At 47.3% G+C, this 26114-nt stretch carries 32 protein-coding genes; 27 read left to right on the top strand and 5 right to left on the bottom strand.

From position 1 onward, the window contains the following. The first annotated feature begins 14 nt into the window (after window positions 1-14). The 5 genes from P403_RS0113030 to P403_RS0113055 all read left to right on the top strand — a co-directional run bounded on the left by P403_RS0113030 (window position 15) and on the right by P403_RS0113055 (window position 5408). The gene (locus P403_RS0113030) at window positions 15-1556 is read left to right on the top strand and encodes a phage tail protein (protein WP_051667414.1); all 1542 of its coding nucleotides are present in this window, start codon (window positions 15-17) and stop codon (window positions 1554-1556) included. Between the two features lie 105 nt (window positions 1557-1661). Continuing rightward, window positions 1662-3689 carry a glycosyl hydrolase family 28-related protein gene (locus tag P403_RS0113040; RefSeq protein ID WP_029333045.1) on the top strand — a complete coding sequence of 676 codons (2028 nt, stop codon included), beginning with the start codon at window positions 1662-1664 and terminating at the stop codon, window positions 3687-3689. Window positions 3690-3853: 164 nt separating this feature from the next. After that, entirely contained in the window at window positions 3854-4270 is a 417-nt protein-coding gene (locus P403_RS0113045) for a hypothetical protein (RefSeq protein WP_152638923.1), read from the top strand. Between the two features lie 17 nt (window positions 4271-4287). After that, complete coding sequence (locus tag P403_RS16330; RefSeq protein WP_051667416.1) at window positions 4288-5130, top strand: LysM peptidoglycan-binding domain-containing protein; 843 nt, start codon at window positions 4288-4290, stop codon at window positions 5128-5130. Between the two features lie 23 nt (window positions 5131-5153). Next, window positions 5154-5408 carry a phage holin gene (locus P403_RS0113055; protein ID WP_029333048.1) on the top strand — a complete coding sequence of 85 codons (255 nt, stop codon included), beginning with the start codon at window positions 5154-5156 and terminating at the stop codon, window positions 5406-5408. Window positions 5409-5590: 182 nt separating this feature from the next. Here P403_RS0113055 and P403_RS0113060 read toward each other — a convergent pair whose 3' ends face one another. Continuing rightward, window positions 5591-5797, bottom strand: a complete 207-nt coding sequence (locus P403_RS0113060) for a hypothetical protein (RefSeq protein WP_029333049.1) — start codon at window positions 5795-5797, stop codon at window positions 5591-5593. Between the two features lie 311 nt (window positions 5798-6108). Between P403_RS0113060 and P403_RS0113065 the strand changes: the two genes are divergently transcribed. The 9 genes from P403_RS0113065 (at window position 6109) to gcvPB (ending at window position 12403) form a co-directional block, all read left to right on the top strand. Then, window positions 6109-6570: a hypothetical protein gene (locus tag P403_RS0113065; protein ID WP_034801254.1), complete on the top strand. Its 462-nt coding sequence runs from the start codon at window positions 6109-6111 to the stop codon at window positions 6568-6570. A gap of 6 nt (window positions 6571-6576) precedes the next feature. After that, window positions 6577-6933, top strand: coding sequence for a prepilin-type N-terminal cleavage/methylation domain-containing protein (locus tag P403_RS16460; protein ID WP_084157672.1), 357 nt, complete (start codon window positions 6577-6579; stop codon window positions 6931-6933). Beyond that, a complete protein-coding gene (locus tag P403_RS0113070) occupies window positions 6818-7249 on the top strand; it encodes a hypothetical protein (protein ID WP_235195262.1) in 432 nt (143 codons plus the stop codon). The genes P403_RS16460 and P403_RS0113070 overlap by 116 nt, the downstream gene beginning before the upstream one ends. 35 nt (window positions 7250-7284) lie before the next feature. Next, a complete protein-coding gene (locus P403_RS0113075) occupies window positions 7285-7518 on the top strand; it encodes a hypothetical protein (RefSeq protein WP_235195216.1) in 234 nt (77 codons plus the stop codon). Then, complete coding sequence (locus tag P403_RS0113080; protein WP_029333052.1) at window positions 7511-7996, top strand: shikimate kinase; 486 nt, start codon at window positions 7511-7513, stop codon at window positions 7994-7996. The genes P403_RS0113075 and P403_RS0113080 overlap by 8 nt, the downstream gene beginning before the upstream one ends. Beyond that, entirely contained in the window at window positions 7993-8307 is a 315-nt protein-coding gene (locus P403_RS0113085; RefSeq protein WP_029333053.1) for a hypothetical protein, read from the top strand. Before P403_RS0113080 ends, P403_RS0113085 begins: the two co-directional genes overlap by 4 nt. A gap of 182 nt (window positions 8308-8489) precedes the next feature. Further along, the gene (gene gcvT / locus P403_RS0113090; protein WP_029333054.1) at window positions 8490-9572 is read left to right on the top strand and encodes a glycine cleavage system aminomethyltransferase GcvT; all 1083 of its coding nucleotides are present in this window, start codon (window positions 8490-8492) and stop codon (window positions 9570-9572) included. 13 nt (window positions 9573-9585) lie between these two features. Beyond that, complete coding sequence (gcvPA, locus tag P403_RS0113095; protein WP_029333055.1) at window positions 9586-10932, top strand: aminomethyl-transferring glycine dehydrogenase subunit GcvPA; 1347 nt, start codon at window positions 9586-9588, stop codon at window positions 10930-10932. Continuing rightward, a complete protein-coding gene (gene gcvPB / locus P403_RS0113100; RefSeq protein ID WP_029333056.1) occupies window positions 10925-12403 on the top strand; it encodes an aminomethyl-transferring glycine dehydrogenase subunit GcvPB in 1479 nt (492 codons plus the stop codon). The genes gcvPA and gcvPB overlap by 8 nt, the downstream gene beginning before the upstream one ends. Window positions 12404-12642: 239 nt before the next feature. On the opposite strand, the gene P403_RS0113105 is transcribed toward gcvPB, so the two are convergent. Continuing rightward, the gene (locus P403_RS0113105; RefSeq protein WP_029333057.1) at window positions 12643-13023 is read right to left on the bottom strand and encodes a rhodanese-like domain-containing protein; all 381 of its coding nucleotides are present in this window, start codon (window positions 13021-13023) and stop codon (window positions 12643-12645) included. A gap of 138 nt (window positions 13024-13161) precedes the next feature. Between P403_RS0113105 and P403_RS0113110 the strand changes: the two genes are divergently transcribed. From P403_RS0113110 to hpt, 3 genes are all read left to right on the top strand, one after another. Then, window positions 13162-13992 carry a lipoate--protein ligase family protein gene (locus tag P403_RS0113110; protein ID WP_029333058.1) on the top strand — a complete coding sequence of 277 codons (831 nt, stop codon included), beginning with the start codon at window positions 13162-13164 and terminating at the stop codon, window positions 13990-13992. A 24-nt stretch (window positions 13993-14016) separates the two neighbouring features. Then, on the top strand, window positions 14017-14439 hold the full coding sequence (gene mntR / locus P403_RS0113115; protein ID WP_029333059.1) for a transcriptional regulator MntR: 423 nt from the start codon (window positions 14017-14019) through the stop codon (window positions 14437-14439). Window positions 14440-14584: 145 nt separating this feature from the next. Then, window positions 14585-15112, top strand: coding sequence for a hypoxanthine phosphoribosyltransferase (hpt, locus tag P403_RS0113120; RefSeq protein ID WP_029333060.1), 528 nt, complete (start codon window positions 14585-14587; stop codon window positions 15110-15112). 71 nt (window positions 15113-15183) lie between these two features. Here hpt and tnpB read toward each other — a convergent pair whose 3' ends face one another. The 3 genes from tnpB to P403_RS0113135 form a co-directional block, all read right to left on the bottom strand. Continuing rightward, window positions 15184-16356: an IS200/IS605 family element RNA-guided endonuclease TnpB gene (gene tnpB, locus P403_RS0113125; RefSeq protein ID WP_029332645.1), complete on the bottom strand. Its 1173-nt coding sequence runs from the start codon at window positions 16354-16356 to the stop codon at window positions 15184-15186. 201 nt (window positions 16357-16557) lie between these two features. After that, on the bottom strand, window positions 16558-16965 hold the full coding sequence (locus P403_RS0113130; protein ID WP_029333061.1) for an SA1362 family protein: 408 nt from the start codon (window positions 16963-16965) through the stop codon (window positions 16558-16560). A gap of 20 nt (window positions 16966-16985) precedes the next feature. Continuing rightward, window positions 16986-17918, bottom strand: coding sequence for a DUF1385 domain-containing protein (locus P403_RS0113135; RefSeq protein ID WP_029333062.1), 933 nt, complete (start codon window positions 17916-17918; stop codon window positions 16986-16988). A 155-nt stretch (window positions 17919-18073) separates the two neighbouring features. Between P403_RS0113135 and aroQ the strand changes: the two genes are divergently transcribed. From aroQ to P403_RS0113185, 10 genes are all read left to right on the top strand, one after another. Beyond that, on the top strand, window positions 18074-18499 hold the full coding sequence (aroQ, locus tag P403_RS0113140) for a type II 3-dehydroquinate dehydratase (protein WP_029333063.1): 426 nt from the start codon (window positions 18074-18076) through the stop codon (window positions 18497-18499). A gap of 19 nt (window positions 18500-18518) precedes the next feature. Next, window positions 18519-19583: a M24 family metallopeptidase gene (locus P403_RS0113145; protein ID WP_029333064.1), complete on the top strand. Its 1065-nt coding sequence runs from the start codon at window positions 18519-18521 to the stop codon at window positions 19581-19583. Window positions 19584-19611: 28 nt separating this feature from the next. Next, the gene (gene efp / locus P403_RS0113150) at window positions 19612-20178 is read left to right on the top strand and encodes an elongation factor P (protein ID WP_029333065.1); all 567 of its coding nucleotides are present in this window, start codon (window positions 19612-19614) and stop codon (window positions 20176-20178) included. A 167-nt stretch (window positions 20179-20345) separates the two neighbouring features. Continuing rightward, a complete protein-coding gene (accB, locus tag P403_RS0113155; protein WP_029333066.1) occupies window positions 20346-20807 on the top strand; it encodes an acetyl-CoA carboxylase biotin carboxyl carrier protein in 462 nt (153 codons plus the stop codon). 14 nt (window positions 20808-20821) lie between these two features. Beyond that, the gene (accC, locus tag P403_RS0113160) at window positions 20822-22174 is read left to right on the top strand and encodes an acetyl-CoA carboxylase biotin carboxylase subunit (protein ID WP_235195217.1); all 1353 of its coding nucleotides are present in this window, start codon (window positions 20822-20824) and stop codon (window positions 22172-22174) included. 121 nt (window positions 22175-22295) lie between these two features. After that, entirely contained in the window at window positions 22296-22697 is a 402-nt protein-coding gene (gene nusB / locus P403_RS0113165) for a transcription antitermination factor NusB (protein WP_029333068.1), read from the top strand. Window positions 22698-22762: 65 nt separating this feature from the next. Next, complete coding sequence (gene folD / locus P403_RS0113170) at window positions 22763-23596, top strand: bifunctional methylenetetrahydrofolate dehydrogenase/methenyltetrahydrofolate cyclohydrolase FolD (protein WP_084157673.1); 834 nt, start codon at window positions 22763-22765, stop codon at window positions 23594-23596. Beyond that, entirely contained in the window at window positions 23593-24912 is a 1320-nt protein-coding gene (gene xseA / locus P403_RS0113175; RefSeq protein WP_029333070.1) for an exodeoxyribonuclease VII large subunit, read from the top strand. Before folD ends, xseA begins: the two co-directional genes overlap by 4 nt. A gap of 1 nt (window position 24913) precedes the next feature. Then, a complete protein-coding gene (locus P403_RS0113180) occupies window positions 24914-25135 on the top strand; it encodes an exodeoxyribonuclease VII small subunit (RefSeq protein ID WP_029333071.1) in 222 nt (73 codons plus the stop codon). Further along, a complete protein-coding gene (locus P403_RS0113185) occupies window positions 25132-26001 on the top strand; it encodes a polyprenyl synthetase family protein (protein ID WP_029333072.1) in 870 nt (289 codons plus the stop codon). The genes P403_RS0113180 and P403_RS0113185 overlap by 4 nt, the downstream gene beginning before the upstream one ends. Window positions 26002-26114 lie beyond the last annotated feature (113 nt).

The raw sequence follows: 26114 nt of genomic DNA on the forward strand, positions 1-26114 counted from the left end.
AAAGGAGCGGTTCGATGCTCATAGTCACCGACCTACTCGGCAATTCCGAACGCATCGTCTCGGTGCGCGATCTACAAAGGAAACGTCGCGTCAACGGGGAGCGCGAGCTCTCCTTTACATTGCTACGTTCAGATATCGACACGATCGGCTTTGACCTTGTGCAAGAAGAGAGTGAGATCCTGTTCGACGGCGATACCTATATCATCAAACAACTGAAAGAAATCGGGAGTGGCGACCGGACGTACAAGCAAGTCGATGCCGTCCACGCCTTTTTCCCGAAGTTGATTGACCAGTACAAGCATGAGACGACGAGTGGCACGAAGACCTTCGCGCAAGCCTTGGCGTTTGTGTTCGACGGCTCTGGCTATACCTACACGTTGTCCGGGACGTATGACACGGAATCGTTTGACAATCTTGGAGATGATAACCGGTTGGCATTGTTCCAGCAAATCCTTGGACGGTACGGGGGCGAGTTCGAACTCGTCGGCAACATCGTGGTCATACGTGAACAAATCGGTATCGAAACGGACTTCCAGTTTCGATACAACTTTAACATCAAGACGCTGTCACGGACGGTCGACACGACCAACCTCTCGACCTACGTCAAAGGATTCGGACAACCACTGACGGACTCCGAGGGGACGCCGACAGGCAATTACAAGGTACAGGGTGAGTATTACAGCCCGAACGTCGCACTCTACGGGATCCGGGAAGCGAAAGCCGTCCATGATGACCGGGTGACGACGATTGCGACGCTCAACAAGATGATGCAAGCGGCATTGCAAGACACACCATTGCTCTCGCTTGAACTCGATTTCCTCGACTTGCGTGCGGCAGGTTATCCGTTTATCGTCCCGAACGAAGGAGACCGCGTGCTGTTAATCTACGAGCCGATGGATTTGACGATTGTCGTGCGACTGGTCGAAATCGAGGAAAGTTTTAACTTTTACTTGCAGCCTGTCGGGACGAAAGTCACGCTTGCGAATCTCAACAAGGACATCACGGACACCGTCTCACAATTCAGTCGCACGACGAAAGCCGTCGATAAGGTCGTCAACCAGGACGGCACCGTCAAGACGGACATCCTAAGTGATGACGTCAAAAGCACAGTCGCGGCGGTGCAAGCCGCACGCAAAGAGTTAGCTTTTATCAATGGGATTCGCTCGGTTAAGCCAACGAATACACAACACCTTGTCGCATGGACGGCGAATGGCATCGGGACGTCAGAAGATGGTGGCATGACCTACCAAGAAGCCGTCACGGGTGAGGGGGTCAACCTCTCGAACAGCTATGGTACGTTGTCGCTTGCGAACGTCGAAGGCGTTGATGAGGCGCTGGCGGAAGCCGATGGACGTTTGGATGCGCTCGAAGCAATAAACGCAGGAACGCGTTTGACGACGCTTGAGAATCGATTAAAGAGCGGGCGTGGGACGACAGCAGAACGTCCTGTCTTAACTGCTACTGATGATGGTTATTTGTATTTCGACCGCACCTTGCTCAAAATGATTGTTTGGTCGGGTACAGCGTGGATCAATGTTGACGGAACAGTGTTGTAAAACAAAGGAGTGGATTTTTGCTCTATATCAACGGCATCAGCTTCGCCAATGGGTATCGCTACTGGCGTGGCACTTATACCACAGAGAATTAAAGGAGGATGAAACATGGCGAGCTTTTCATATAAAAACATCGGTCTCCCACTTGATTTACTCAACTGGGAAGTGCTAAATGAAAATTTTAAGAACGTCGCACGTGATTTGAATAAAATCAGTAATGATATTTTAGAGGAAGTAAGCGATGCTGCCAGTTTAAGATATTTGTCGCCAGTCGCTACACTTTCGGTGTTATCTTCGACTTATCCGGATGCTAAAGAAGGTGACGCTGCACAAACGTTGGATGATAATAAAATTTATCGTTACAACGGTACGAATTGGGTCTTTGTCCAACAGTTCGGTTCAGGCCCCTTCACTGATGTATACAATCAATTGGCTTTGCAACGCAGTTTTATAAACGTCAAATCTTTCGGTGCAGTTGGTGATGGAGTCAGCGATGATACGAATGCCATCCGATCAGCCATTCAATCCCTTCCGTCCACAGGTGGAAACATCTATTTCCCAAACGGTAAGTACCGCATTACGGATTCAATCGTCTTAAAAAATGGTACCATCATCACTGGTGAGACATCTACTGGCGCCCTTATTTATCCTGATTGCGACATCATGAACACGTCGGAGCAGACAAGTGTTACACCTTGTTTCCGAGTTTCTTCGTCCGCAAAAAACATCGGGTTTTATAAAATTGGTGTAGATAGTTCGAAGGCGTCGAACACGATTATGGCTTCTACTCTCATCACAAGTGGTGCTGGAATATCCAATTTCTTCGCTTTTGATATTTATGGGAAAGATGTCTATCAATTGCTTAAGTTCAGTGATTGTTCAGATATGTATTTCGAAAAGATTCTACTTGTGCCACCAACCAAAGTTTTGCCGGTGCCTCCTGAAAATGCTCTTAGTTTTGTACGCTGTCGAAATGTCAATATCTCAAATCTGATTGTATACGGAACGGCGGAAATTATTGATATGTCACAGTGCATCAACGTCACAATCGATAATGTCATCGGGGAATCTGGCGTCGGTGACGAGAATGAAGCATTCGACATCGGTGGCTGTAAGAATGTTACCATCGATAACTGTATCACCAATGGATTCGGGGAAGCGGTCAAACTAAAACAAGAAGGCAATTTACCGACTTACCTTATTACGGAAGACATTACTATTTCAAACTGCCAATTTCGTGAATTTTCAAAAGCTGGTATTGAATTGTTAACCAATAAGGTTCTGGCAGATTACGTCATCAAAAATATTAAAATCAGCAACTGCACGATTGAGAGTTCCGTTACCAATAGTCGTGGCATCTATCAAGTCAGTAGCGTCAACAATTACGGTTTTGAAAACGTAGAAGTCCGAGACACAAAGATTGAAGTTCCGAACTACGCTATTGATGTGGCGAACGCATCGAACTTTAAATTAAAAGGCGGAAATGCGTTGACATCATCTCTTTACTCAGCAATCAAGTTCATTTCTGATGTGGGGCACCCATATGCGGAAAAAACGAAGGACTTCGGAATCGATGACACTGAAATCAAAGTCAGCGGGAACGGGAAGGCGATTGATTTGGCACGCATCTATGGTTTCACTATGAAGGATGTCACAATTGATGTTCCAAAATCAACGTCTTCGAGCAACTATGCTGTTTATTTATTGAATGTCAAAGATCCAAAAATCACTCGGAGTAAAATTTCGGGCGGCGGATATGGGATTAGTTTAAACTGGACGACTAGTGAAACGTATCTGCACAGTACGGCAAAAATGATCACTGCTTTCATCAAAGATAATGAAATCAAAAACTTTGGGGTCTATGGAGTACGCTTAAATGTCGACATGCCGACCGATCTCGCTGTCACTTACAAGTATGCTCGTATCACAAATAATGATTTCTATATTGATGAAAATACCTCTCAAAGCGGACAAACAGCAATTCAGTTCCGTGCTCGCCGGATTACAGGCGGATTTGATTATATCAAAGCAGACCAAAACACGATGTACCGAGTTCCAACGGCTATCGGGTACGACGGAGTCACTTTGGGATCTAATTCAGTAGTCACTCCTAACATGATTTACACTGGAGCATAATATCAAGCGTCCTTCACCGGGCGCTCTCATATCAATCACCACAGACCCTACATCATAGACCGCATCACACTAGGGGGTAAATCCTGAATAACCCAACGCCATAGGCGTTTTTCTTTTGCACTCACATCACACTAGGGGGTCATCGCTTGGAAGGAGCTGCCGACATGGATAGCATTATCCAGACCGTACACGATCACGGGGAACGCATCGCTTTACTAGAAAAATCAGACGAGAAGACACGGCTTGAAATCACATCGATTAACGAGAAGCTCGGAACCGTCGAGCGCTCGCAACACAAGATTGAATCCACGCTCCACGACGTCTCCCGCGAGACACGCTCGGTCATCCGAGACTCGCAGGACATGACGCGTGGGCTTTTTAAATCGCAGGAACTCGTCATCTCGCAACTCGCGACGGCGTTCGAAAACGAAGCTGGACGCCAGCATAAGGAAACGACGCTGAATGTCGAGGTACAGGATAAACAGCGTGACCGAGTTTGGGCGGCATTCGGCAAATGGTCTGCCATCATCGTCCCGACACTCGGTGGAATCGCAACAATCATCGGTTACTTCTATAAATAATCAAGGAGGCTACATCTATGTATTACGACAAACGGAATAAGGAAGCACTCGCAGAACTCGCGCCGAACACGCAAAAAGCCGCACGCCAGTGGTACGACTACCTCGTCAAGAACGGCATCGAAGTACTGATCTACGACGCACGCCGGACGGAAGCGGAGCAACGGGCGAACGTAAACTCAGGCGCCTCACAAACAATGTACTCGTATCACCTCGTCGGGCAAGCGCTCGATTTTGTTCCTATTAAAGATGGCAAAGCCTTATGGGGTGGATATAATGCGTCTAATATCCAAAAAGCCATCAAAGAAGCGCAACGCATCGGCTTCACGTGGGGTGGAGATTGGGATTCGGACGGCAACCAACGCGATGAAACGTTCATCGATTCACCACACCTGCAGTACAACTACAAAGGCTATGGCTCAGACAAGGTCTTGGCATCTTCGACGCCTGTCAGCAAGCCCGCCTCATCTGCATCAAGCAAGACGCATCAGGTCGTCGCAGGCGACACATTGAGCGAACTCGCGGTCAAGTACAAGACGACGGTCGCGAACCTCAAGGCGTGGAACAACCTCAAGGACGCGGACATCAACATCGGGTGGACGCTGAACGTCGCGAAACCTGCTGCACCTGTCAAGGCATCGAGTGCCGCGATCATTGCATTCCCAGGCGACGCGCTATACCGCACGCAAGATAAATCAAAGATGAAGCAAATCAACATCGAACGCATTCAGCGCGCTGTCGGTGCTCCGGTAACGGGCAAGTTTGACGCGGCTACCGAGAAAGCGGTCGAGGCATATCAGAAGCGCAAGAAGCTCGCCATCGATGGTGTCGTCGGTAAAGATACATGGAACATGCTTTTTTAACCTAATCGAAATGGGGAATTGATATGAACGAAAAAACAATCGCTTTCGTCCGCCTTGCCATCCCACTCTATGCCATGCTCAACGCGACCTTGCTTGCGATGGGCTATGACCCGTTGCCATTCGAATCTGAAAAGGTGGACGGCTTCGTCACGGGTGCGGTCGGTGTCGTCGGTTTAATCGTCGCCTGGTGGAAGAACAATAACGTCACACCGGAAGCACAACAGATGCAGCAGGCGCTCGACGACAAGAAGCAATACAATCAACTGAAAAACCTCTAACCAACGCCTACCCTCACGGGTGGGCTTTTTTGTTTGTTCTAAAATGGGTAAATCAGGAAATTATATGCTATATTCAAATTGCGGTTGGGGAACCGCACGATGTCTAACGGGGCATCATCGAAATTGGATAGGCCTCCTGCATCTGTGGGAGGTCTTTTGTCGTACACAAAAAGAGTGCCCGTTTAGGACACTCCCAGTTGCATGCGTAGTTGTTCCTCGAAGCGTGCTCGCTTCATCTTGCTTTGCGTAACGTCGAGTTGCATCAGCGTCTCGGTCTGCTTGAGCACATCGACCTGCAAGCCTTTCGTCAGACGTTCGAGTGCGGCGAGGATCTCAGGTACCTCTCCCGACAGCACGATCTGTGTCTTGTTTACCAGCATCACTTTCATAATGCCCTCCCTTGTGTAAACAGTGCGACGGTCAATGCTTAATGATACCCCGTGTGGGTATCTGCTAAACTGCACCGCATCTGCACACAATCTGCACCTGCACAGTCAAATGCACATTATTTTATCTACTCCACGCTTCACCTCACGACGAAAACCCTCCTATTATCAACGATTCTTTTAACCGCTTTTCTTCTATATAACTAAACGCTATTATGCGAAAGAAAAAAAATATCCGGAAACATTGCAGACGATTAACCGTGGTACTGCTGAAAAACCAAATGAACTGCTCTGCGATCAGGAGACGTATACCTATGATTCGAAAACGGGCGAACTTACGAAGTGACGGGTTTACATTGATTGAAATGAGTGGAGTCTTAATGATTACCGGTCTGCTGTGCTTATTGTTATTGCCGACTGTTATTGATCGGCGCCCGGCAATTTATTTACTCGAACAAGATATTGCGATGATGCGGCAAGATTTTCAGACGTTACGGTTGCTGCAATACTCGAAAACGGATAATCAAAATACCATTCAATTTCGATGGCGTGCAGACGGGGCGGGATATTTTATCATGGTGAACGATCGAATCCTGTGGCAGAGAACGTTTCAACCGGGTCATAGTTGTATCATCCCGACGACCGGGCGAGTGATTTACTTTAAAAGTTATCATTCGACCTATGCCTCGACGTGGTACTGCCGTTCAGCAAAACAAGAATATGAAATAAAATTCCTCCTCGGAAATTATCAAATGTTGATTCAAAAAATGAGGTGAAATGGCATGCGGTCGAAGGTAAAAAGAGTTGTTTGCTCGGAGGAAGAGCGTGGATTCACTCTCCTTGAAGTGATGCTCTCACTTGTCGCCATCAGTTTGTTTTTAGTATTAGCGATTGATCCTTACTTGAATTTCCAAAAACAAAAAACACAGTTAATTGTTGAGACACGGCGCTTGGACGAGATGGCATCGAAGCAAGTGGTGGGTGATTCGACGGGGTATCGTGTCGAGGAAGGGAAGTGGTGTCTTGAAACGTTATGCCTTGCGAGCCGAATCCGGAACGACCCTCCTCGAAATTTCAATGGTCCTTTGGTTGAGTCCTCTGTTACTCCTTGGATTATTGACGATGACACAACTCGTTAGCAACGCCAATCAAACAGAATGGATGGAAGAGGATCTGTTTTTTCATACCGTCGAACGATTGATGTGGCGAAGCATCGAGTGTGGTTTAGTGGGAGAAGAGCTGAGGGGACGGGATGTCGATCCGGGAGAGGAGCCGATTAAGTGGCGGCTCGTTCGTGTACAAAATCAAATACGGCTCAAAAAAGAGTTTGGAGGCGAACTGACGTATGCCCACGACGTGACGCATTATCGAATCAAAGAAGACGGAGCCCGAATCGTAATCGAACTCAATCAGCGGTCTCGAACTTACGCCTGCAAGAAACCGGCTTCATCCTGATTCAAACCTTATTGATTCTGATGGGAATTGGTGCCATGATGCTACTAGGTTGTATGCGGATGGATGAGACCATCAAACAGTATAAGCTAGAGCAAGAGGCGCTTCAACTCGAATCCCTTGTCAGAGCGGCATCAAATGACTGTCGCCAAGATGAGACAATCCGTTATCCGATTGGACGAGTTACTTGTATCCGAACGGATAAAGGCTTTAAAATGGAAGCAATCTTAGAGAATGGACAAAGAATCGAGGCGGTCGTTTCGGATGGATAAGGTTTATGTAATCGGCTTTATGGGAACTGGTAAAACAGCGATTGGTCGAAAGTTAAGCGAACGATATGACGTAGATGAACTAGATGAACGTTTTGTTCAAGAGTATGGTCAATCGATTGCTGATTTTTTTGCAGCACATGGTGAGGCAGGATTTCGAGCACGCGAAAGCGAATTGTTACGAAACAGTCAATCTCAAGTTGTCATCACGGGTGGTGGAATCATTGAACGACCCGAAAATCGTACATGGATGAAGGAAACGGGTACGGTCATCTGGATTGATACACCATTCGATTCGATTTGGAGACGAATTGAGTCAGACCGAAATCGTCCCTTAGTAGGGAAGTACGAGACTGTCAAGTCTTTGTATATGCGCAGACGTTCTGTCTATGCAGACAGTGCGAATCTTCGTTTAGAGGGAATGAAATCGATTCGGGAGCTAACGGCAGAAATAGAATCGGTATTGGAGGAAAAGTCATGATCTGGATTAATCTTGGAATCATCGTAGTAGCGATCCTCGGCTTAGTTGCTTATGGATTTGTGCTTTATAAAAAGAAGATTTCACAAGACTTACGGCTTGTAAAACAGTTGTTGGAGCGATTTACGATCCGCCAGCAAACGTTGCAGGCAGGCATCGATCATACGACGAATCGGATTGATCAAATTAAAGGAAATGTCGATCATCTTGTGAGTGAAGGGAAGCGTGTTGAGCAAGGGGCGCGTCAACTAATAGTTGAAGGGCAACGACTTTCAACAGAAGTTCAACATACAGCGGGACTCAAGCAATTTTGAAATGGCTTTCATTGAGCGAATGTGAAACAATAGGAGAGAAGGGACTTGGTCCTTTCTCTCTTTAGTTTTGTTCAATTTCCGAATAAACCTAGAAAAATAGGTTTGAAGTTGATAGAATGTAAATGAAAGTTGAACATTAAAGAGAAAAGGAATATAAAATGTTCGTAAATAGGGGGATATGTATGAGTCAGACGACATTGAAGAGAACGCCATTGTTTGAAACGATCGCACCGATGGGGAAAATGGTCGATTTTGCAGGGTTTGAAATGCCGGTTCTGTTTTCATCAATCAAGGAAGAGCACATTGCAGTACGTGAACAAGTCGGGATGTTCGATGTATCTCATATGGGAGAATTGTTAGTGACAGGTCCTGAAGCATTAGCGTTTCTTCAAAAGACACTGTCGAATGATATCTCTAAGATCGCGATTGGGCAGGCTCAATACAATGTTTTATGTCAAGAGGATGGTGGGACAGTCGATGACTTGCTCGTGTATCGACTGGAAGAAGAAAAATATTTACTAGTCGTCAACGCCTCGAATATCGAGAAAGATGAAGCACATCTTCGTTCGTATCTAGAAGGAAACGTGTTACTCGAAAACCAATCGGATGCGTATGGGCAGATTGCCGTCCAAGGTCCTAAAGCAGAGGAACTCCTGTCGACAATGACGGAGCTTGCATTAAATGAAATTAAATTTTTCCGGTTCGTTTACGGGAAAGTGGCAGGCGTCGACATGTTAGTTTCGCGCAGTGGTTATACGGGAGAAGACGGATTCGAGTTATATATGGCGGCAGCAGATGCAGAACATGTCTTTAAGACACTACTTGAAGCAGGTGTCGTTCCATGTGGTCTTGGCGCACGTGATACTTTACGTTTTGAAGCGTGTTTACCACTCTATGGTCATGAGTTATCGGCGACGATTTCACCAATCGAAGCAGGGATGGGGTTTGCCGTCAAACCGCAAGCGAAAGAATTCGTCGGGTCAGATGTTCTCGCAAAACAAAAAGAACAAGGCGCACCACGCCGTTTGATTGGACTTGAACTCGTCGATAAAGGGATTGTCCGTCAAGATGCCCCGGTTTTACTGAATGGAGAGACTGTTGGTTTTGTGACGACAGGGACGTTACCACCGACAATCGGTAAAGCCATTGCCTTAGCGCTCGTGCCAGCAGAATACGCGACAGAGGACCAGTTCGAAGTGGAAGTACGTGGAAAGAAACTAGCCGCAAAACGTGTGAACACACCGTTTTATCGTCGAGCCAACTAAGGGGGACTTATAGATGGATTTTCGTTATTTACCGATGACGCAAGAAGATGAAAAAGAGATGTTACAGACGATTGGTGCAAATTCGATTGAAGATTTACTAGCAGACATTCCAGCCGCTGTCCGCGACCAGGGGACGTTAGAAGAAGTCGGGATTCCGCTACCGGAAACAGATTTGATTCGAACATTTTCGAAGCTTGCTGACCAAAATATGAATACGAAGCAATATCCATCGTTCCTCGGTGCAGGCATTTACGATCACTATGCACCGGCTGTCGTCAATCATATGTTGTTGCGTTCAGAATTCTATACGGCGTATACACCCTATCAACCTGAAATCTCACAAGGGGAACTGCAAGCGATTTTCGAGTTTCAGACGATGATTTGTGAATTGACAGGAATGGACGTCGCAAACTCATCGATGTACGACGGCATTACAGCACTAGCAGAAGCGGCCATGCTTGCCTGTGCCCATAAAAAGAAAAAGACGATTGTCTTGTCGGATGGGGTTCATCCGGAAGCACATGATGTCGTTCGGACGTATGCGAAAGGACCGGGGCTCGAGGTCGAGACGCTCGCATTGCGAGACGGGGAGACGGCAATCGAACAATTAGATGGACTTGATGACATCGCATGTGTCATCGTCCAATACCCGAACTTTTATGGACGCGTCGAAGATTTACAAGCGTTAGCGGATGCAACACATGCAAAAGGCGGTTTATTTATCGTCTCAGCCAATCCGCTTGCCCTCGGACTGCTTGAAGCACCTGGGAAACTCGGTGCGGATATTACGATTGGCGATTGCCAACCGTTCGGGATTCCCCAAAGTTTTGGTGGACCGACATGTGGCTACTTCACGACGACAAAAGCCTTAATGCGTAAAATTCCAGGGCGTCTTGTCGGTCAGACGGTGGATGAGGATGGCAAACGCGGTTTCGTCTTGACGCTCCAAGCCCGGGAACAGCATATCCGTCGTGATAAAGCGACATCAAATATTTGTTCGAACCAAGCGTTGAATGCATTGGCGGCATCGATTGCGATGAGCGCGTTCGGAAAACAAGGGATTCGTGATTTAGCGGTCCGCAACTTACAAACGGCACATGCCTTGAAAAAATCATTGAAAGCAGCCGGCTTCCGCATCGTCGATGATGGACCGAGCTTTAATGAATTCGTCGTCGAATTACCGATCGATGCGGAAGAGGCAAGTCGTCAATTGCTTAAAGCAGGAATCATCGGTGGATTGCCGCTCGGCACATACGACGCAAAACGAAGTCGTGAAATGCTTGTCTGTGCAACAGAATTACGGACGAAAGAAGAGCTCGATCAATTCGTGTCAGCGTTAGGGGGATTAACTCATGCATAAATCAAGTGAACAAACATTGATTTTTGAAATCTCAAAACCCGGTCGTGTCGCATATGCGTTACCACTCGCGACGGTCGAAGAAGAAGCAATCGAAGACATGTTGCCAGCTTCTTTTGTACGAAAAGAAGATGTCGCGTTACCGGAAGTTTCGGAACTGGATCTTGTCCGTCACTACACGGCACTTTCGAACCGGAACCACGGTGTCGACTCCGGGTTTTATCCGCTCGGTTCATGTACGATGAAATACAATCCTAAAATCAATGAAGATATGGCACGACTTCCCGGGTTTGCCCACATTCATCCGCTTCAACCGGTTGAGAGCATTCAAGGAGCGCTCGGTTTGATGTATGACTTACAAGAAAAGTTAGCAGTCATCACGGGAATGGATGAAGTGACGCTCCAACCGGCAGCAGGGGCACACGGAGAGTGGACTGGATTGATGTTGATCAAAGCCTATCATCATGCGCGCGGCGACTTCAAACGGACGAAAGTACTCGTTCCGGACTCAGCACACGGCACGAACCCGGCATCGGCGTCTGTCGCAGGATTTGATACCGTGACGGTCTTGTCAGATGAACGAGGTCTTGTCGACTTAGAAGACTTAAAGAGCAAAGTAGGGGACGATACAGCGGCTTTAATGCTGACGAACCCGAACACGCTCGGATTGTTTGAATCGGATATCGTCGAGATCGCAAAAGCAGTCCATGAAGCCGGTGGGAAATTGTATTACGATGGAGCAAACTCAAACGCCATCATGGGAATTGCACGTCCCGGCGATATGGGCTTTGATGTCGTTCACTTGAACCTCCACAAAACGTTCACCGGTCCTCACGGTGGTGGTGGTCCGGGTTCAGGTCCGGTCGGTGTCAAACAAGACTTGATCCCTTATTTACCGAAACCGATCGTCGCAAAAACAGACGAAGGATTCATTTTGGATTATGATCGCAAAGAGGCAATCGGACGTGTTAAACCGTTCTACGGAAATTTTGGCATTAATGTCCGCGCCTACAGCTACATTCGGACGATGGGTGGAGAAGGTCTCGCCCGTGTCTCGAAAGAAGCGGTCTTGAACGCAAACTATATGTTAGCGCGTCTCAAAGGCGCATATGACGCACCGTATGATGTCTACTGTAAACATGAGTTCGTCTTATCGGGGCGTCGCCAAAAAGCACTTGGCGTGCGGACGCTTGATATCGCAAAACGACTGCTTGATTTCGGTTATCATCCACCGACAATCTATTTCCCGTTGAATGTCGAAGAGTGTATCATGATCGAACCGACGGAAACGGAATCAAAAGAAACGCTTGATGCGTTCTGTGATGCGATGCTCCAAATCGCACGTGAAGTCGAAGAAACGCCAGACGTCGTCCTGAACGCACCGCATACGACGGTCGTCAAACGGATGGACGAGACATTGGCAGCGCGTAAACCAGTGTTGCGTTATGAGCCGAAACAAGAAGTCCATGCATAACGGTTACTGAAAACGAACTGACGCGTAAGTCAGACTAAGATTGATTCGTATGATGGACGTTTCCAGTCGACATTAATTAAATGACCGATGATTCCATTTTTACAGGATCATCGGTCATTTTTATGCCTATTTTGGTCGATCATGATCTCCTTAGTCAGAGCCTCTCGTCAATAAGTCGCCAAGCGAAAAACCCTTCCTGAGCCTGAGGCGTAGGAAGGGTTTTTCGACGGAATAGTGAATTAGCTACGTTTGACTTTTCCGGTCCACTGTTTGAAACCGCCTTTAAGCTGGTACAAGTTCGTGTAGCCGGCTTTTTTCAAGACTTTAGCTGCTTGCGAAGAACGCATGCTGCCTTGGCAATACAGGTAGATTGGCATATCTTTACGAAGCTCTTTCGAACGCATCTTCATTTGGCTAACCGGAATGTTACGCGCGCCAACGATATGACCGCCTTTAAATTCTTGTGTTTCCCGGACGTCGACGATTTGTGCCTTACGGTAGTTCGCGCGGAATTCCTCTTGCGAGAGTTTTGTGATGCCTTTGACTGGCATGAAACGCCAGACGACATAAGCAATCAATGCCACCCATAAGACGATTGTGATGATTGTGCCTGTTTCCATATTCAACTTCCAACCCCTTCGTTCGTATAACATCTCTATCATTATAGTAAACGAAATCGATTTCGGCAATCGACTCGTCGTTGCGCAGGATAGAAAGGGTCTGATACACTTATACGGAAACGTTTTGGGGGTGTTCGCTTGGTAAAGAAATGGCAAGTATTGACGACCGAAGCACTAGAGCCGGCAATGAACATGGCAATTGATGAAGCATTGATTGCTTTTGTCGGGCGAGGAGAGATTGCGCCTACGCTTCGTTTTTACTCATGGGAACCACGCGGACTCAGTGTCGGTCATTTTCAGCGTGCAACACGTGATATCGATCGAAAGCGAATTGAAGAACTTGGTATCCCGATCGTTCGACGGATGACTGGTGGTCGAGCGGTTTTACATGCGGATGAACTCACATATAGTGTCGTCATTCAAGAGGCGACAGAAGGACTACCACGAACTGTAATCGAAAGTTATCGCCTGTTGACGGAAGGAATCCGAAAAGGCTATCATCACCTCGGTATTCCCGTTGAATTTTCAGTGCCGATGACGGAAGAAGAAAAAGAAGAGTTACGAAAGCCGAAATCGGCCGTTTGTTTTGATGCAGCCTCTTACTATGAATTGGCAGTCGGAAAACGGAAAGTCGCGGGGAGTGCTCAAGTTCGTCATCAAGGCGTTGTGCTTCAGCATGGATCAGTGCCTTTATCGGTTGATGAAGGTGAATTGTTTGATTGCTTCCTTTATGAAGATGAAACGATGCGTCAACGGATGAAGTCACGCTTTGCAGGAAAAGCGGTTGCCTTGAATGAACTCGCGGGCCGGAAAGTGTCATTCGAGGAAGTTCGTGATGCGTTTACACGCGGTTTTGAGGATGCGCTTCAATTGGAATTCGTTCCGCTTGAATTCAATGAGCGGCAATGGCAGGAAATTGAACAGTTAGCCGAGAAGTATCGTAGTGATGAATGGAACTGGAAACGTTAAAGTGAAAGATTGGAAGGTGATGTCGTGCCGACTCCGAGTATGGAAGATTATTTAGAGCAAATTTATATCTTGATCGAAGAAAAAGGGTATGCCCGCGTATCGGATATCGCAGAACTGTTAGGAGTACACCCTTCTTCTGTAACGAAGATGGTGCAAAAGTTAGACCGTGAAGAGTACCTCGTCTACGAAAAGTATCGTGGCCTCATGTTGACTGCAAAAGGTAGAAAGATTGGGAAACGACTTGTCGAACGGCACGCGCTGTTAGAAGATTTCTTGCGCCTTGTCGGTGTAGAAGAGTCACTAATCTATAAAGATGTCGAAGGAATTGAACATCACTTGAGTATCGAAGCACTTGATAAAATCAATGGGATGATTCAATTTTTCGCTGAACGCCCGGCTTTACAAGAAGAACTTCATAATTATCAACAAGCACACCCAGAAGACTGAGTGGGCTTGTTTTTTTACGTTAAATGGCTTATAAACGAACGTTTCGTTAAAGAACGATAAAAAAGTACGTGAATTAACCGGATTATGCTATACTGACGATGAAAATGACCGAAGGGGGTGACGGGTGGAAATTCACCCGGATACTATGGAAATCGTCATCAAAGAAAAATTGGTTTCAGAAACTGATTTAGCTAAAAAAGTGAGTGAACTCGCAATCGAGATTGAACGGGATGCGGCCGGGCGTCAAATTGTCCTTGTCGTCGTGTTGAAAGGGTCGATGGTTTTTGCCGCGGACTTGATGCGGCAAATTAAAGGAAGTGTTCAAATCGATACCGTTGCCTGTTCATCGTATGGTGCGAAGACGGTCTCTTCTGGACGCGTTCAATTGAAAAAAGATTTAGACCTGGATGTCGAAGGGAAGTATGTTGTCGTTGTCGAGGACATTATTGATACGGGACATACGTTGAGTTTTTTGTGTGAACATATGAAGTTGCATAAACCGGGTGTCTTAAAGATTTGTACGTTACTTGATAAACCTGCGCGTCGTGAAGTCGAGTTGACGGCAGATTATGTTGGATTTGAGATTCCAGATTACTTCGTCGTCGGCTATGGCATCGATTGTGCAGAAGAGTATCGCAATTTGCCGTACATTGGTTGGGTCGAGACAGATTGAACTACCTCCACCTACGCTTCGCTTAGAGGTGGAGGATTCCTGAGTGATCCGACCTAACGGTCGAAACCTGATCAGGCTAACCCCGTCGTCCCGACGGTTGAAGAAGCTAAGAGGCGTTCAGCTTCTTGTTTAAGATTCAATCCTGCGTTCACATCCCGGTCGTGATGGATCCCGCAACTCGGGCATGTCCATTCACGCAAGCCAAGATGTTTCACGTCTTTGTGTTGATGCCCGCAACTGGAGCACAGTTGACTAGAAGCGAAGGTCTTGCCGACTTTCACGATGGTCTTTCCGTACCATTCCGCCTTGTATCCGAGCATGCGGAAGAACTCCGACCAACTGACCTCGGAGATGGACTTGCTTAACTTGCGATTCTTCTGCATGTTCTTCACTTGCAAGGTCTCGATGCCGATGACGTCGTGGTTTTTGACGATCTCGGTCGATACCTTGTGCAGGAAATCGGTTCGCTTGTTGGCGATCTTCTCGTGGATGCGGGCGACCTTCCGCTTCTGCTTCTGATAGTTCTTCGCCTCGGAAAGTTTTCCTTTCTTGTCCAAGGCCAACCGTTGACGACGAGAAAGCTTGCGTTGCTCGCGCGCCAGCTTTTTCTCAAGCGAACGGAAGTAACAGTCATTCTTGTACACCGTGCCGTCCGACAGGATGGCGAAGTGCTTCAACCCGACATCGACGCCGACGGATGAGCCCGTCTTCGGCATTTCGTTGCTCTCCTGCTCGACGAGCAGGGAGACGAAGTATTTTCCTGAAGCGTTACGCCGGATGGTCGCGTTCAAGATGCGTCCGACGACCTGCCTCGAATTAGCGAAACGGACCCATTTCAACTTCGGGAGTTTTAACTTGTTGCCAATTATAGAGACTTCGGGAAGTTGAGATTTCCCTTGAATGTTCGTCTTGTACGATTGAACGAGGTTACGCTTTGACTTGAAGCGAGGCCGTTCGTTCTGCTTCTTGAAGAAGCGGTCAAAGGCATCGGCAAGATGTTTGACGCTCGTCTGCACAGACGTGCTATCGACTTCTTTCAACCAGTCGAACGCCTGCTTCAACACCGGGAGTTCTTTCGAACAAGACCCGTAGGATAGTCCTTTCCCTGTCGCTTTATACGTCTCATCCCACTTCGCTAAGAAGTGGTTGAAGACGAAGCGCGAACAACCGATCGTCTTCGCAATCAGGATTTCCTGCTCTTTTGTCGGGTGTATTCTGAATTTGTAGGCCTTGTGTGTCGGCATGATGTTCACCTCCTTACAAAGGAGTATACCCGAAAGAGAAGGGGACGATTCATCTCCCACTTTCACTAGGGTTTCACCCGAATCGTTTAGAAGTGGGCGTATTCTCGCCTAATTTAGATAAAAAAACCGTCAGCAGACACAAGTCGCTGACGGTCGAACGATAGAAGGGGGCTGCGTTTTAACAGCTCTCTCTTTTTAATATCAAAAAGCACGTTTTTTCTTTTTGCCTTTTTTACCTTCGATGACGGTCAAATTAGGACCTTTCGACCGATCGCGAAGTGGGCGTACTTTGTTAGAAGTCGAAGATCGAGTCGCCGTTTTGATTTGTTTTTTCTTGAAATCTGTTCGACGCGGTCCTTGATCTCGTTTACCGTGCAATTTTTTCGATTGCGCAACTGATTTTCGATATTGTGCGTTTCCGCCGCTTGCAGCGCCGCTATTACGCGTCATGAACTTAAAGATCAAGAAAATGATTCCCGCCACAACTGCAACGAACAGTAATTGTGAAAACAGACCGCCAGGATCATTGATAAGCTTATATCCAAAGCCGACGAAAGCAAACAGTAACACGATAAGTGCGAATGTAGAGCCGATCCGTTGTCTAATCATATTATCACCCCTGTTATCGATTAACCCAGTGCATTCTCATGTATGTTATCTTCCTGTTTTTCGAGTGCTTCAAACGCATAAATCGCAACCTCAATCTGTGAATCGTCTGGTTCTTTTGTCGTCAAGTACTGTAACCATAGGCCTGGCAAGGCAATGACGCGTAATCCCTTAATATTTTGGGCTTTATTTGTCAATTGGAGAACTTCAAAAGATAGACCGATGACAACGGGGAGTAAAGCGATTCGGAAGGCGAGTCGCACCCATAATGGATCAGTCGGGACGATTAAATAAACGAAGAAACCGACGATAACTGTGAAGATCAGGAAGCTTGAACCGCAACGATAATGGAGGCGGCTACTTCTTCTGACGTTTTCGACGGTCAGTGGATGACCGGATTCGACACAATTGATGACTTTATGTTCCGCCCCGTGGTATTGAAACAATCGTTTGACGAGTGGTGTCAATGAAATCAAGTACAAATATCCAAACAGTAAGGTTAGCTTAATCAACGCCTCGATGACGTTTTGGACGAAGTGACCAGATAATGCTGGGAAAGAACTGAATAGTGAGGCTAAGAATGCCGGCAACAGCGTAAACAGTAACTTTCCGAAAAAGAAGGATAAAACACCAAGTAAAGCGACGCCGAGCCATTTTGTCAATTGTCCTTGATTCGCTTCTTCAGGTTCTTCCTCTCCGGGATTAACGCCGTAACGATCACTTGCGAAGTTCATGTGGCTTGCTCCGTTCGCAGATGATTCGACAAGCGCGAACAGTCCGCGGAGAAGCGGGATTCGTTTACCAATCGCAATCCGTGGACGAATCGGCTTTTTCTGTTCAAATGTCTCAATCGTCGCATCATTTCGACGAATTGCAGAAACAGCATGTGTCGCATTTTGGAACATCACGCCTTCGACGATGGCTTGTCCACCGACGGGAGCTTTTGCGGTTTTCATATTTAAACGCATCCTATCTCAAATAAAATATCGTGTATCGTCAGTTTACTAGATTCTATTCAAAAAAACTATGGGGACTGCTTGATGACGGGTGAATCTTTAGGAGACGGAAAACGTCTTATGATACAATCAAAAGGACGAATGGAGGTGATGATGTGCGCGTATTGGTTTTAAATGGACCGAATCTGAATTTACTTGGAACGCGTGAGCCGGAAACATACGGTGCGAAGACGTTGAATGATTTAGAAACGTTGATGATGGAACGTTTTCCGGAAGTTGAGTTTACGTTTGAACAATCGAACCATGAAGGAATGTTGATTGATACTCTACATGCAGCGCGGGGGTATGATGGCATTGTGTTGAATGCAGCTGCATACACACATACGAGTATCGCCTTACGTGACGCGATCGCAGCGATTGAAGTGCCGACAATCGAAGTGCACCTATCGAATGTTCATGCGCGAGAAGAGTTTCGACATCGCTCACTCATCGCACCGGTCTGTCGTGGTGTCATCAGTGGACTTGGGATGACGGGGTATATACTCGCTACTGAAGCGTTACTTCATCCGGACGCTACATAACTTAAAGGGGGAAACAGACATGCAACATCGTATTGAAGCATTACAATCCGCTTTAAAAGAACGTGACTTACCAGGACTTATCGTGACGAAGGCAGAAAATATTCGCTACATTTCAGGATTCACCGGTTCAAGTGGCGCGTGTCTCGTTACGGCAGAACATGCTTATTTCGTGACGGATTTCCGCTATACGGAGCAAGCTGCTGATCAAGTCAAAGGAATGGAAATCGTTCAAATCGATCGGTCGATTCCAGCGACGATGGGTGAACTCATCGCAGGCGCACGCGTGCGAGCGGTTGGGGTCGAAAAAGATACGATGACACTTGGTTTATTTGAAGCATATGATGAAGCTTCTGCAATCGAACTGATTCCAACGACAGGAATCGTCGAAAACCTACGCTTGATTAAGGATTCATCAGAGATTAAGATGGTTAAGGAAGCGGTAAAACTAGCAGACGCTACCTTTGAACACATTTTGACGTACATCCAGCCGGGGAAAACAGAACTCGAAGTGTCGAACGAACTCGAATTCTTCATGCGTAAGCATGGAGCGACGTCGTCTTCATTCGATACGATTGTCGCATCTGGTTACCGCTCAGCGTTACCGCACGGTGTCGCGAGTCAAAAAGTGATTGAAACGGGTGAGCTCGTAACACTCGACTTTGGTGCATTGTTGAATGGTTACGTCTCTGACATTACGCGAACGATTGCGGTCGGTCCAATTAATTCCGAGTTACAAAAAATCTACGATACGGTCTTGCAAGCACAACTTGCAGGCGTAGACGGACTTCGTCCAGGGATTACTGGAATCGAAGCAGACGCGTTGACACGTGACATCATCAAAGAAGCTGGTTATGGCGAATACTTCGGTCACTCGACTGGGCACGGCATTGGTCTTGAGGTGCATGAAGGACCGGGACTTTCGTTCCGTTCGGAAACGAAGCTCGAACCAGGGATGATCGTGACAGTCGAACCAGGAATCTATGTGCCACAAGTTGGTGGATGCCGAATTGAGGATGATGTCTTGATTACCGAATCAGGGCGCGAAATTCTTTCGTCTTCATCGAAAGAACTCATTACACTCTAAGTAAGATGAACATTTAGGAGGAACCAGCATGGTATCAGTAAACGATTTAAAAACAGGCTTGACGATTAAAACTTCAGACGGAATGATTTGGCAAGTCCTTGAGTTCCAACACGTAAAACCTGGTAAAGGTGCAGCATTCGTGCGGACAAAAATGCGTAACATCCGTAACGGAAACATCCAAGAGATGACATTCCGTGGTGGCGAGCGCGTCGAACGTGCCCACATCGAGCGTAACAAGATGCAATACCTCTACCCAATGGGTGAAACGTATGTCTTCATGGACACGGAGTCGTATGAGCAGCTTGAATTGACGACAGCACAAGTCGAAGCAGCACTTCCATATCTCCTTGAGAACATGGAAGTTCAAATCGCAGTCTACAACGGCGAAATCCTCGGACTCGAACTTCCGAACACGATCGTCATGACGATTGTTGAAGCAGAGCCAGGCGTCAAAGGCGATACAGTTTCTAACGTCAAGAAAAATGCGACAGTTGAAACGGGTCACATCATCCATGTGCCGCTTTTCATCGAAGCAGGAGAAAAAGTAACAGTTGATACGCGGACAGGTGATTTCACAGGACGCTACAACGGATAATACAGATATGCCAATGCCCCTTCGTACTCGTTTCCGAGTCAAGGGGTATTTTTTCACTCGCCGGCACTTGCATCCTCTGGTATGACCAGTTAAACTTAATATTTGAGTAGGCATTAGCACCTGGTATAATATTATGAATGAATGTTTAGATGGGGGATGGAAAGAAGATGAAAATCGATCAGTTGAAACAAGTGTTAGAAATGCTTGATCAATCAAACGTAAATGAACTTTCTCTAGAAACAGACACGTATAAATTAAAGCTTAAAAAACAAGGGGACGGTGTCGTAGTATCTCAGCACGACGCGGTCGCGGCAGCGCCTGTCCAGCAAAAAGTAGTGGAAACGGCACAAAAGCCGGTCGTTGTACCTGAAGTCATGGAAGAGAAAGATGATACGGTCACAATTAACGCGCTAATGGTCGGTACGTTTTATTCACGTGCAAATCCTGAGAAACCTGCTTTCGTCAAAGTCGGCGATCAAATCGAAGTGGGTCAAGTCGTCTGCATTTTAGAAGCGATGAAACTATTCAATAACTTAAATTCGGAAATTGCCGGAACTGTCGTCGAAATTCTCGTCGCAGATGGAGACCTTGTTGAATTTGGTCAGCCACTCTTCCGGATTCGTCCTTGAGCGGGGTGATGGGAATGGAAAAACTACTAATCGCGAACCGTGGAGAAATCGCCGTTCGGATTATTCGTGCGGCTAAGGAACTTGGGATCCAGACGGTTGCTGTCTATTCGACAGCGGATCGAGAAGCACTTCATGTCCGAATGGCAGACGAAGCATATTGCATCGGCGATGTCAGTTCGACGTCTTCTTATTTGAATGTGACGAATATTCTCGCCGTTGCGACAAATCGAAACGTCACGATGATTCACCCAGGATACGGATTCCTGGCTGAAAACGTTGACTTCGCGGAGATGTGTGAAGCATGTGGTATTCAATTCGTCGGTCCGACGTCGCAAGCGATTCGCCAGATGGGCATTAAAGATGTCGCGAAAAAAACGATGATTGAATGTGGTGTCCCGGTCGTGCCGGGCTCTGACGGAACGGTGACGGATCAAGAAGCAATTGGTCTCGCTGAAGAAATCGGTTATCCAGTCATCATTAAAGCGACGGCAGGTGGCGGAGGGCGCGGGATTCGTGTTGCCCGGACAAAACAAGAACTGATTGATGGACTGGAAGAAACACGTCGTGAGGCAAAACAAGCATTTGGCAACAGCGATGTTTATTTAGAGCGTTTCATAGAAGAATTCCGTCACGTCGAAGTTCAAGTGCTTGCCGATCGACATGGGAACGTCATCCACCTCGGAGAACGCGATTGTACGGTGCAACGGCGGATGCAGAAGTTGATTGAAGAAGCTCCTTCGCCAGCCGTCAGCGCGGCGACACGGTTGAAAATGGGAGAAGCAGCTGTCAAGGCGGCAAAAGCCATCAACTATACGGGTGCCGGAACAATCGAATTCATTTTTGTCGAAGAAACAGAAGAATTTTTCTTTATGGAAATGAACACTCGGATTCAAGTCGAGCATCCGGTGACAGAAATGATTACAGGATTTGACCTTGTTCAAGCACAACTCCAAGTCGCGCTCGACCACCCGTTAGCAGTTCAACAAAAGGACATCGAGTTCCGTGGTCATTCAATCGAGTGCCGGATTAACGCAGAAGATCCAGATCACGATTTCCGACCACATGCGGGTCGCGTCACACAATACGTCGCGCCAGGTGGTATGGGTGTCCGAATCGATAGTGCCGTTTATCCAGGCTATATGATTCCTCCGTACTATGACTCGATGGTTGCGAAATTGATTGTCCATGCAGAGACGCGCGAGGAAGCTTGTGCGAAAATGGAGCGTGCTTTGGCTGAATTTTGGATCGAGGGTGTCAAAACGACGATTCCGTTCCATCAGAAGGTCTTGCAGCATCCTGTATTCCGCCGGGGAACCTTCACGACGAAGTTTGCGGAACGTGAGTTAAAAGCAGCAATCGTAAAATGAACGATGACGGGAGTCGATGGATTTTGCTCCCGTCTTTTTGGCGTTCACTATGTTTTTTAAAAGGGGAATGTGCTAAACTAATTGATTGAGAACGACAAAAAAAGGAGCACGTGAAATCATGATGAAACGACACATGGCACGCGAACTCGCAGTACAATCTTTGTTCCAGATGGAACTTTCTGACTTGTCTGCACAAGAGGCCATTGAATTCGCAGTAGAAGGCAAAGAATATGATACATTTGTAGAGCAATTAGTAGTTGGTGTAGAGGCGAACAAAGAAGAAATCGATCAACATTTACGGGCAGCGCTCGTCAACTGGTCATTTGAGCGTCTTGGTAACATCGAACGGACGATTCTTCGTCTTGCCGTCTATGAATTAATGTTCGAACCGAAAATTCCAATCCGCGTTACAATCAATGAAGCAATCGAATTAACAAAAGCGTTCGCAGACGAAGAAGCAACGAAAATCGTCAATGGTGTGCTTGGTAAGGTCGCACAACAAGCAGTCAAAGAAAATTCATAAGTAGATAAAGATAACCTTTTTCAAGGTGCAGAGTGAAACGAATTTTTTGGGGGAGTGGACAAATCATGGCAGTAGTAATCGATGGGAAAGAAATCGCAAAATCGTATCGTTTGAAGCTGAAAGAAGAAGTCGCACGTCTGAAAGAACAACGTATTCAACCGAAATTGACCGTTGTATTAATCGGTGAAGACCCAGCAAGCCAATCGTATGTCCGCGGGAAAGAAAAAGCGGCACAAGAAATTGGCATGGAGTCGGATTTGATTCGTTTACCGGCAGAGACATCAGAATCGGAGTTACTCCAGTTGATTGAACGACTAAACGCAGATGCGAGTGTCCACGGAATTCTCGTTCAACTGCCGCTGCCGGAACAAATCGACGAGAGTAAAGTCATCTTCGCTATTTCACCGGACAAAGACGTCGATGGGTTCCATCCGGTCTCAGTCGGGAAAATGATGATTGGTGAATCAACGTTCTTACCATGTACCCCAAATGGAATTCTGCACCTCGTCAAAGAAATGAATGTTCCGATCCAAGGCAGTCACGTCGTCGTCGTCGGTCGGAGTCAAATCGTCGGCAAACCAGTCGGGATGTTATTTTTGAATGAATCCGCAACGGTCAGCTACTGCCACTCGAAAACGGCAAACCTCTCTGAGATGACGCGTCAAGCGGATATCTTAATTGTCGCTGTTGGTGTTCCAAAATTGATTACGGCAGATATGGTCAAGCCGGATGCTGTCGTCATCGATGTCGGTGTCAACCGTGTCGACGGTAAACTTGTCGGGGACGTCGAATTTGATTCGGTCAAAGAGGTCGCCTCGATGATCACACCCGTTCCTGGCGGTGTCGGTCCGATGACGATCACGATGTTGCTCCATAATACAATCGAGGCAGCACGATGAATGACCCACTTCAAGTTTCCGAGCTCGTTGGGTATGTGAAACGTGAACTTGAAAGTGATTCGCTGTTACAGCAAGTGCAGGTGGTGGGAGAAGTGTCGAACTTTAAACGACACTCTTCCGGTCACCTTTATTTTACGTTGAAGGACGACCAGTCACGGATGAAGGCGGTCATGTTCGCACGTGACGCAAGTCGCCTGAAATCACCGATCAAAGACGGGATGCGTGTCGTCATGACGGCGCGGTTATCCGTGTATCTCGCTTCCGGCGAGATGCAACTCTACGTCGAGCGGATGACGGAAGATGGCGTCGGCGCCCTGTATGAAGCTTTCGTCCGTTTGAAAGAACAACTCGAAGAACGTGGCTGGTTCGATCCAGCGTTAAAAAAAGTGCTCCCAGCGTTTCCGCAACGTGTCGGAATCATCACATCACCAAAAGGTGCGGCACTTCACGATATCGCGACGACACTACGGAGGCGGTATCCGCAAGCGGCAATCGTCTTCGCCCCAGTGCTCGTTCAAGGGAAAGAGGCGGCACCGCAAATTGCTCGTGCCATCGAACAGATGAATGCGCGTCAGGCGTGTGACGTCTTAATCATTGGTCGCGGTGGCGGCTCAATCGAAGAACTGTGGGCGTTCAATGAAATGAACGTCGTTACGGCGATCCATGAGTCGACGATTCCGATTGTTTCTGCAGTCGGTCATGAAACGGACTTTACGATTAGTGACTTCGTCGCGGATGTCCGGGCAGCGACACCGACTGCTGCAGCCGAACTCGTAACACCAGAGGCGGCCGAACTGGAAAAACGAGTCGGTGAACTGAGTCGACGTTTGATACGAAACTATGACTATTTCGTCAAGAGCCGACGGGAACAAGTGACCCGGCTTGCGATGAGTTATGGATTAAAGTCTCCCCGTGTTTTGCTTGGATTAAAGCAGGAGCGCCTTGACCGGGCCGATATGAACTTGAATCGAATCGGAAAAAAACTCATTTTAACGAAACAACAAGACGTGTTGAACCTATCGAACCGTTTAGCACGGATTCCGGTTCGGGAGCGTCTTGAAGAGCAGTCGCGTGAAGTTGAGCGGATGCGTAAACAGTTGGAACGGATTCGCCCGTACATGAAGATGAAGCAGGAGCGATTGCACCAAATGGTGGCACGCCTTGACTCGGTTAGTCCGACCCGTGTCTTATTACGTGGTTATACGTATGTCGAACAAAACGGAGAGGTCGTTCGATCAGAAAAACAAGTGACGGATGACACCTTCCGGATTCAGTTTCATGACGGAAGTATTCTAGCGAAACGAGAGGATGAGTGAGATGGACACGGAACAATCATTTGAAGCAGCGTTAGAACGCTTAGAAGAAATCGTCGAATTGCTTGAAGAAGGGGAAGCCCCGCTTGAGCAAGCGATGACCTTGTATGAGGAAGGTGTAAAACTGACTGCTCTTTGCCAGGGGAAACTATCGACAGCTGAAAAGAAACTCGATTTAATCTTGGAACAAGATGGAACGTTACGTGAAAAAGGGGGAGCACAATGATTGCCTTGATGGAATGGAAAGCTCAAGTCGAGCGTGCGCTCGAATCATTTATGACCCGACTCGATGCACCGGAACAATTACGTGCTTCGATGCGCTATTCACTCGATGCTGGAGGGAAGCGTGTCCGCCCGGCGTTGATTTATGCTGTCCTTGATGCATACGGTGTCTCGCGGACAACAGGGGACGCGACGGCAGCAGCGCTTGAGATGATTCATACATATTCTTTAATCCATGACGATTTACCAGCAATGGACGATGATGACATGCGTCGTGGGCGGAAGACGAACCATATCGAGTTTGACGAAGCAACAGCGATTTTAGCAGGCGATGCGTTGTTGACGAATGCCTTTACCTGTTTACTCGAGACGGACGCGTCGGCAGACATCAAGGTTCAGTTGCTCGAGCGTCTCGCCATGGCAGCTGGAGCGGCCGGGATGGTCGGTGGACAGCTTGACGATATGCTCGGTGAGCGTGGTGGCATTGATGACGTCGAGGCACTTGAATCGATTCACCGGCGCAAGACGGGGGCATTACTCGTGTTTGCTGTTGAGGCAGGAGGAATTCTTGCTGGAGCAAATGAAGATGATGTAGTCCACTTACAACGTTACGGACGTCATCTTGGAATCGCCTTCCAAATTCAAGATGATATTTTAGATGTAACGGGAGATGCTGAAAAGATTGGTAAGCCGGTCGGGAGTGACGAAGGAAACGACAAAGCGACCTATCCGAAACTACTTGGTCTAGAGGGTGCGAAGACGGCTCTTGCGGCACAAGTACAAGCTGCTGAGGAAGCGATTGATGCGTTATCGGTCGAAGCGACGACACTTAAGGACTTGCTCGACTTCGTCGTCAAGCGTGACCATTGAGATCGACGACGCCTGGCGTCGTCTTTTTTATGTGCCAGTTATGTGGCGTTCATTAGATTGTTCTAGTACAATGTAGGGTACAAACGATATAAGAATGTAAGGAAAAGAGGCGG

The sequence above is a fragment of the Exiguobacterium oxidotolerans JCM 12280 genome, assembly GCF_000702625.1.
GTDB lineage: Bacteria > Bacillota > Bacilli > Exiguobacteriales > Exiguobacteriaceae > Exiguobacterium_A > Exiguobacterium_A oxidotolerans.

Bases quoted from the DNA above. Each gene is read 5' to 3' on its own strand.
- P403_RS0113145 (WP_029333064.1), top strand. From the start codon at position 18,519: ATGCAACATCGTATTGAAGCATTACAATCCGCTTTAAAAGAACGTGAC.
- P403_RS0113135 (WP_029333062.1), bottom strand. From the start codon at position 17,918: ATGAAAACCGCAAAAGCTCCCGTCGGTGGACAAGCCATCGTCGAAGGC.
- nusB (WP_029333068.1), top strand. From the start codon at position 22,296: ATGAAACGACACATGGCACGCGAACTCGCAGTACAATCTTTGTTCCAG.
- gcvPA (WP_029333055.1), top strand. From the start codon at position 9,586: ATGGATTTTCGTTATTTACCGATGACGCAAGAAGATGAAAAAGAGATG.
- tnpB (WP_029332645.1), bottom strand. From the start codon at position 16,356: ATGCCGACACACAAGGCCTACAAATTCAGAATACACCCGACAAAAGAG.
- P403_RS0113085 (WP_029333053.1), top strand. From the start codon at position 7,993: ATGATCTGGATTAATCTTGGAATCATCGTAGTAGCGATCCTCGGCTTA.
- accC (WP_235195217.1), top strand. From the start codon at position 20,822: ATGGAAAAACTACTAATCGCGAACCGTGGAGAAATCGCCGTTCGGATT.
- xseA (WP_029333070.1), top strand. From the start codon at position 23,593: ATGAATGACCCACTTCAAGTTTCCGAGCTCGTTGGGTATGTGAAACGT.
- gcvT (WP_029333054.1), top strand. From the start codon at position 8,490: ATGAGTCAGACGACATTGAAGAGAACGCCATTGTTTGAAACGATCGCA.
- P403_RS16460 (WP_084157672.1), top strand. From the start codon at position 6,577: ATGCGGTCGAAGGTAAAAAGAGTTGTTTGCTCGGAGGAAGAGCGTGGA.
- accB (WP_029333066.1), top strand. From the start codon at position 20,346: ATGAAAATCGATCAGTTGAAACAAGTGTTAGAAATGCTTGATCAATCA.
- P403_RS0113185 (WP_029333072.1), top strand. From the start codon at position 25,132: ATGATTGCCTTGATGGAATGGAAAGCTCAAGTCGAGCGTGCGCTCGAA.
- P403_RS0113030 (WP_051667414.1), top strand. From the start codon at position 15: ATGCTCATAGTCACCGACCTACTCGGCAATTCCGAACGCATCGTCTCG.
- gcvPB (WP_029333056.1), top strand. From the start codon at position 10,925: ATGCATAAATCAAGTGAACAAACATTGATTTTTGAAATCTCAAAACCC.
- P403_RS16330 (WP_051667416.1), top strand. From the start codon at position 4,288: ATGTATTACGACAAACGGAATAAGGAAGCACTCGCAGAACTCGCGCCG.
- P403_RS0113040 (WP_029333045.1), top strand. From the start codon at position 1,662: ATGGCGAGCTTTTCATATAAAAACATCGGTCTCCCACTTGATTTACTC.
- P403_RS0113180 (WP_029333071.1), top strand. From the start codon at position 24,914: ATGGACACGGAACAATCATTTGAAGCAGCGTTAGAACGCTTAGAAGAA.
- efp (WP_029333065.1), top strand. From the start codon at position 19,612: ATGGTATCAGTAAACGATTTAAAAACAGGCTTGACGATTAAAACTTCA.
- P403_RS0113075 (WP_235195216.1), top strand. From the start codon at position 7,285: ATGATGCTACTAGGTTGTATGCGGATGGATGAGACCATCAAACAGTAT.
- P403_RS0113060 (WP_029333049.1), bottom strand. From the start codon at position 5,797: ATGAAAGTGATGCTGGTAAACAAGACACAGATCGTGCTGTCGGGAGAG.
- P403_RS0113080 (WP_029333052.1), top strand. From the start codon at position 7,511: ATGGATAAGGTTTATGTAATCGGCTTTATGGGAACTGGTAAAACAGCG.
- folD (WP_084157673.1), top strand. From the start codon at position 22,763: ATGGCAGTAGTAATCGATGGGAAAGAAATCGCAAAATCGTATCGTTTG.
- P403_RS0113105 (WP_029333057.1), bottom strand. From the start codon at position 13,023: ATGGAAACAGGCACAATCATCACAATCGTCTTATGGGTGGCATTGATT.
- hpt (WP_029333060.1), top strand. From the start codon at position 14,585: ATGGAAATCGTCATCAAAGAAAAATTGGTTTCAGAAACTGATTTAGCT.
- P403_RS0113130 (WP_029333061.1), bottom strand. From the start codon at position 16,965: ATGATTAGACAACGGATCGGCTCTACATTCGCACTTATCGTGTTACTG.
- P403_RS0113055 (WP_029333048.1), top strand. From the start codon at position 5,154: ATGAACGAAAAAACAATCGCTTTCGTCCGCCTTGCCATCCCACTCTAT.
- P403_RS0113045 (WP_152638923.1), top strand. From the start codon at position 3,854: ATGGATAGCATTATCCAGACCGTACACGATCACGGGGAACGCATCGCT.
- P403_RS0113065 (WP_034801254.1), top strand. From the start codon at position 6,109: ATGATTCGAAAACGGGCGAACTTACGAAGTGACGGGTTTACATTGATT.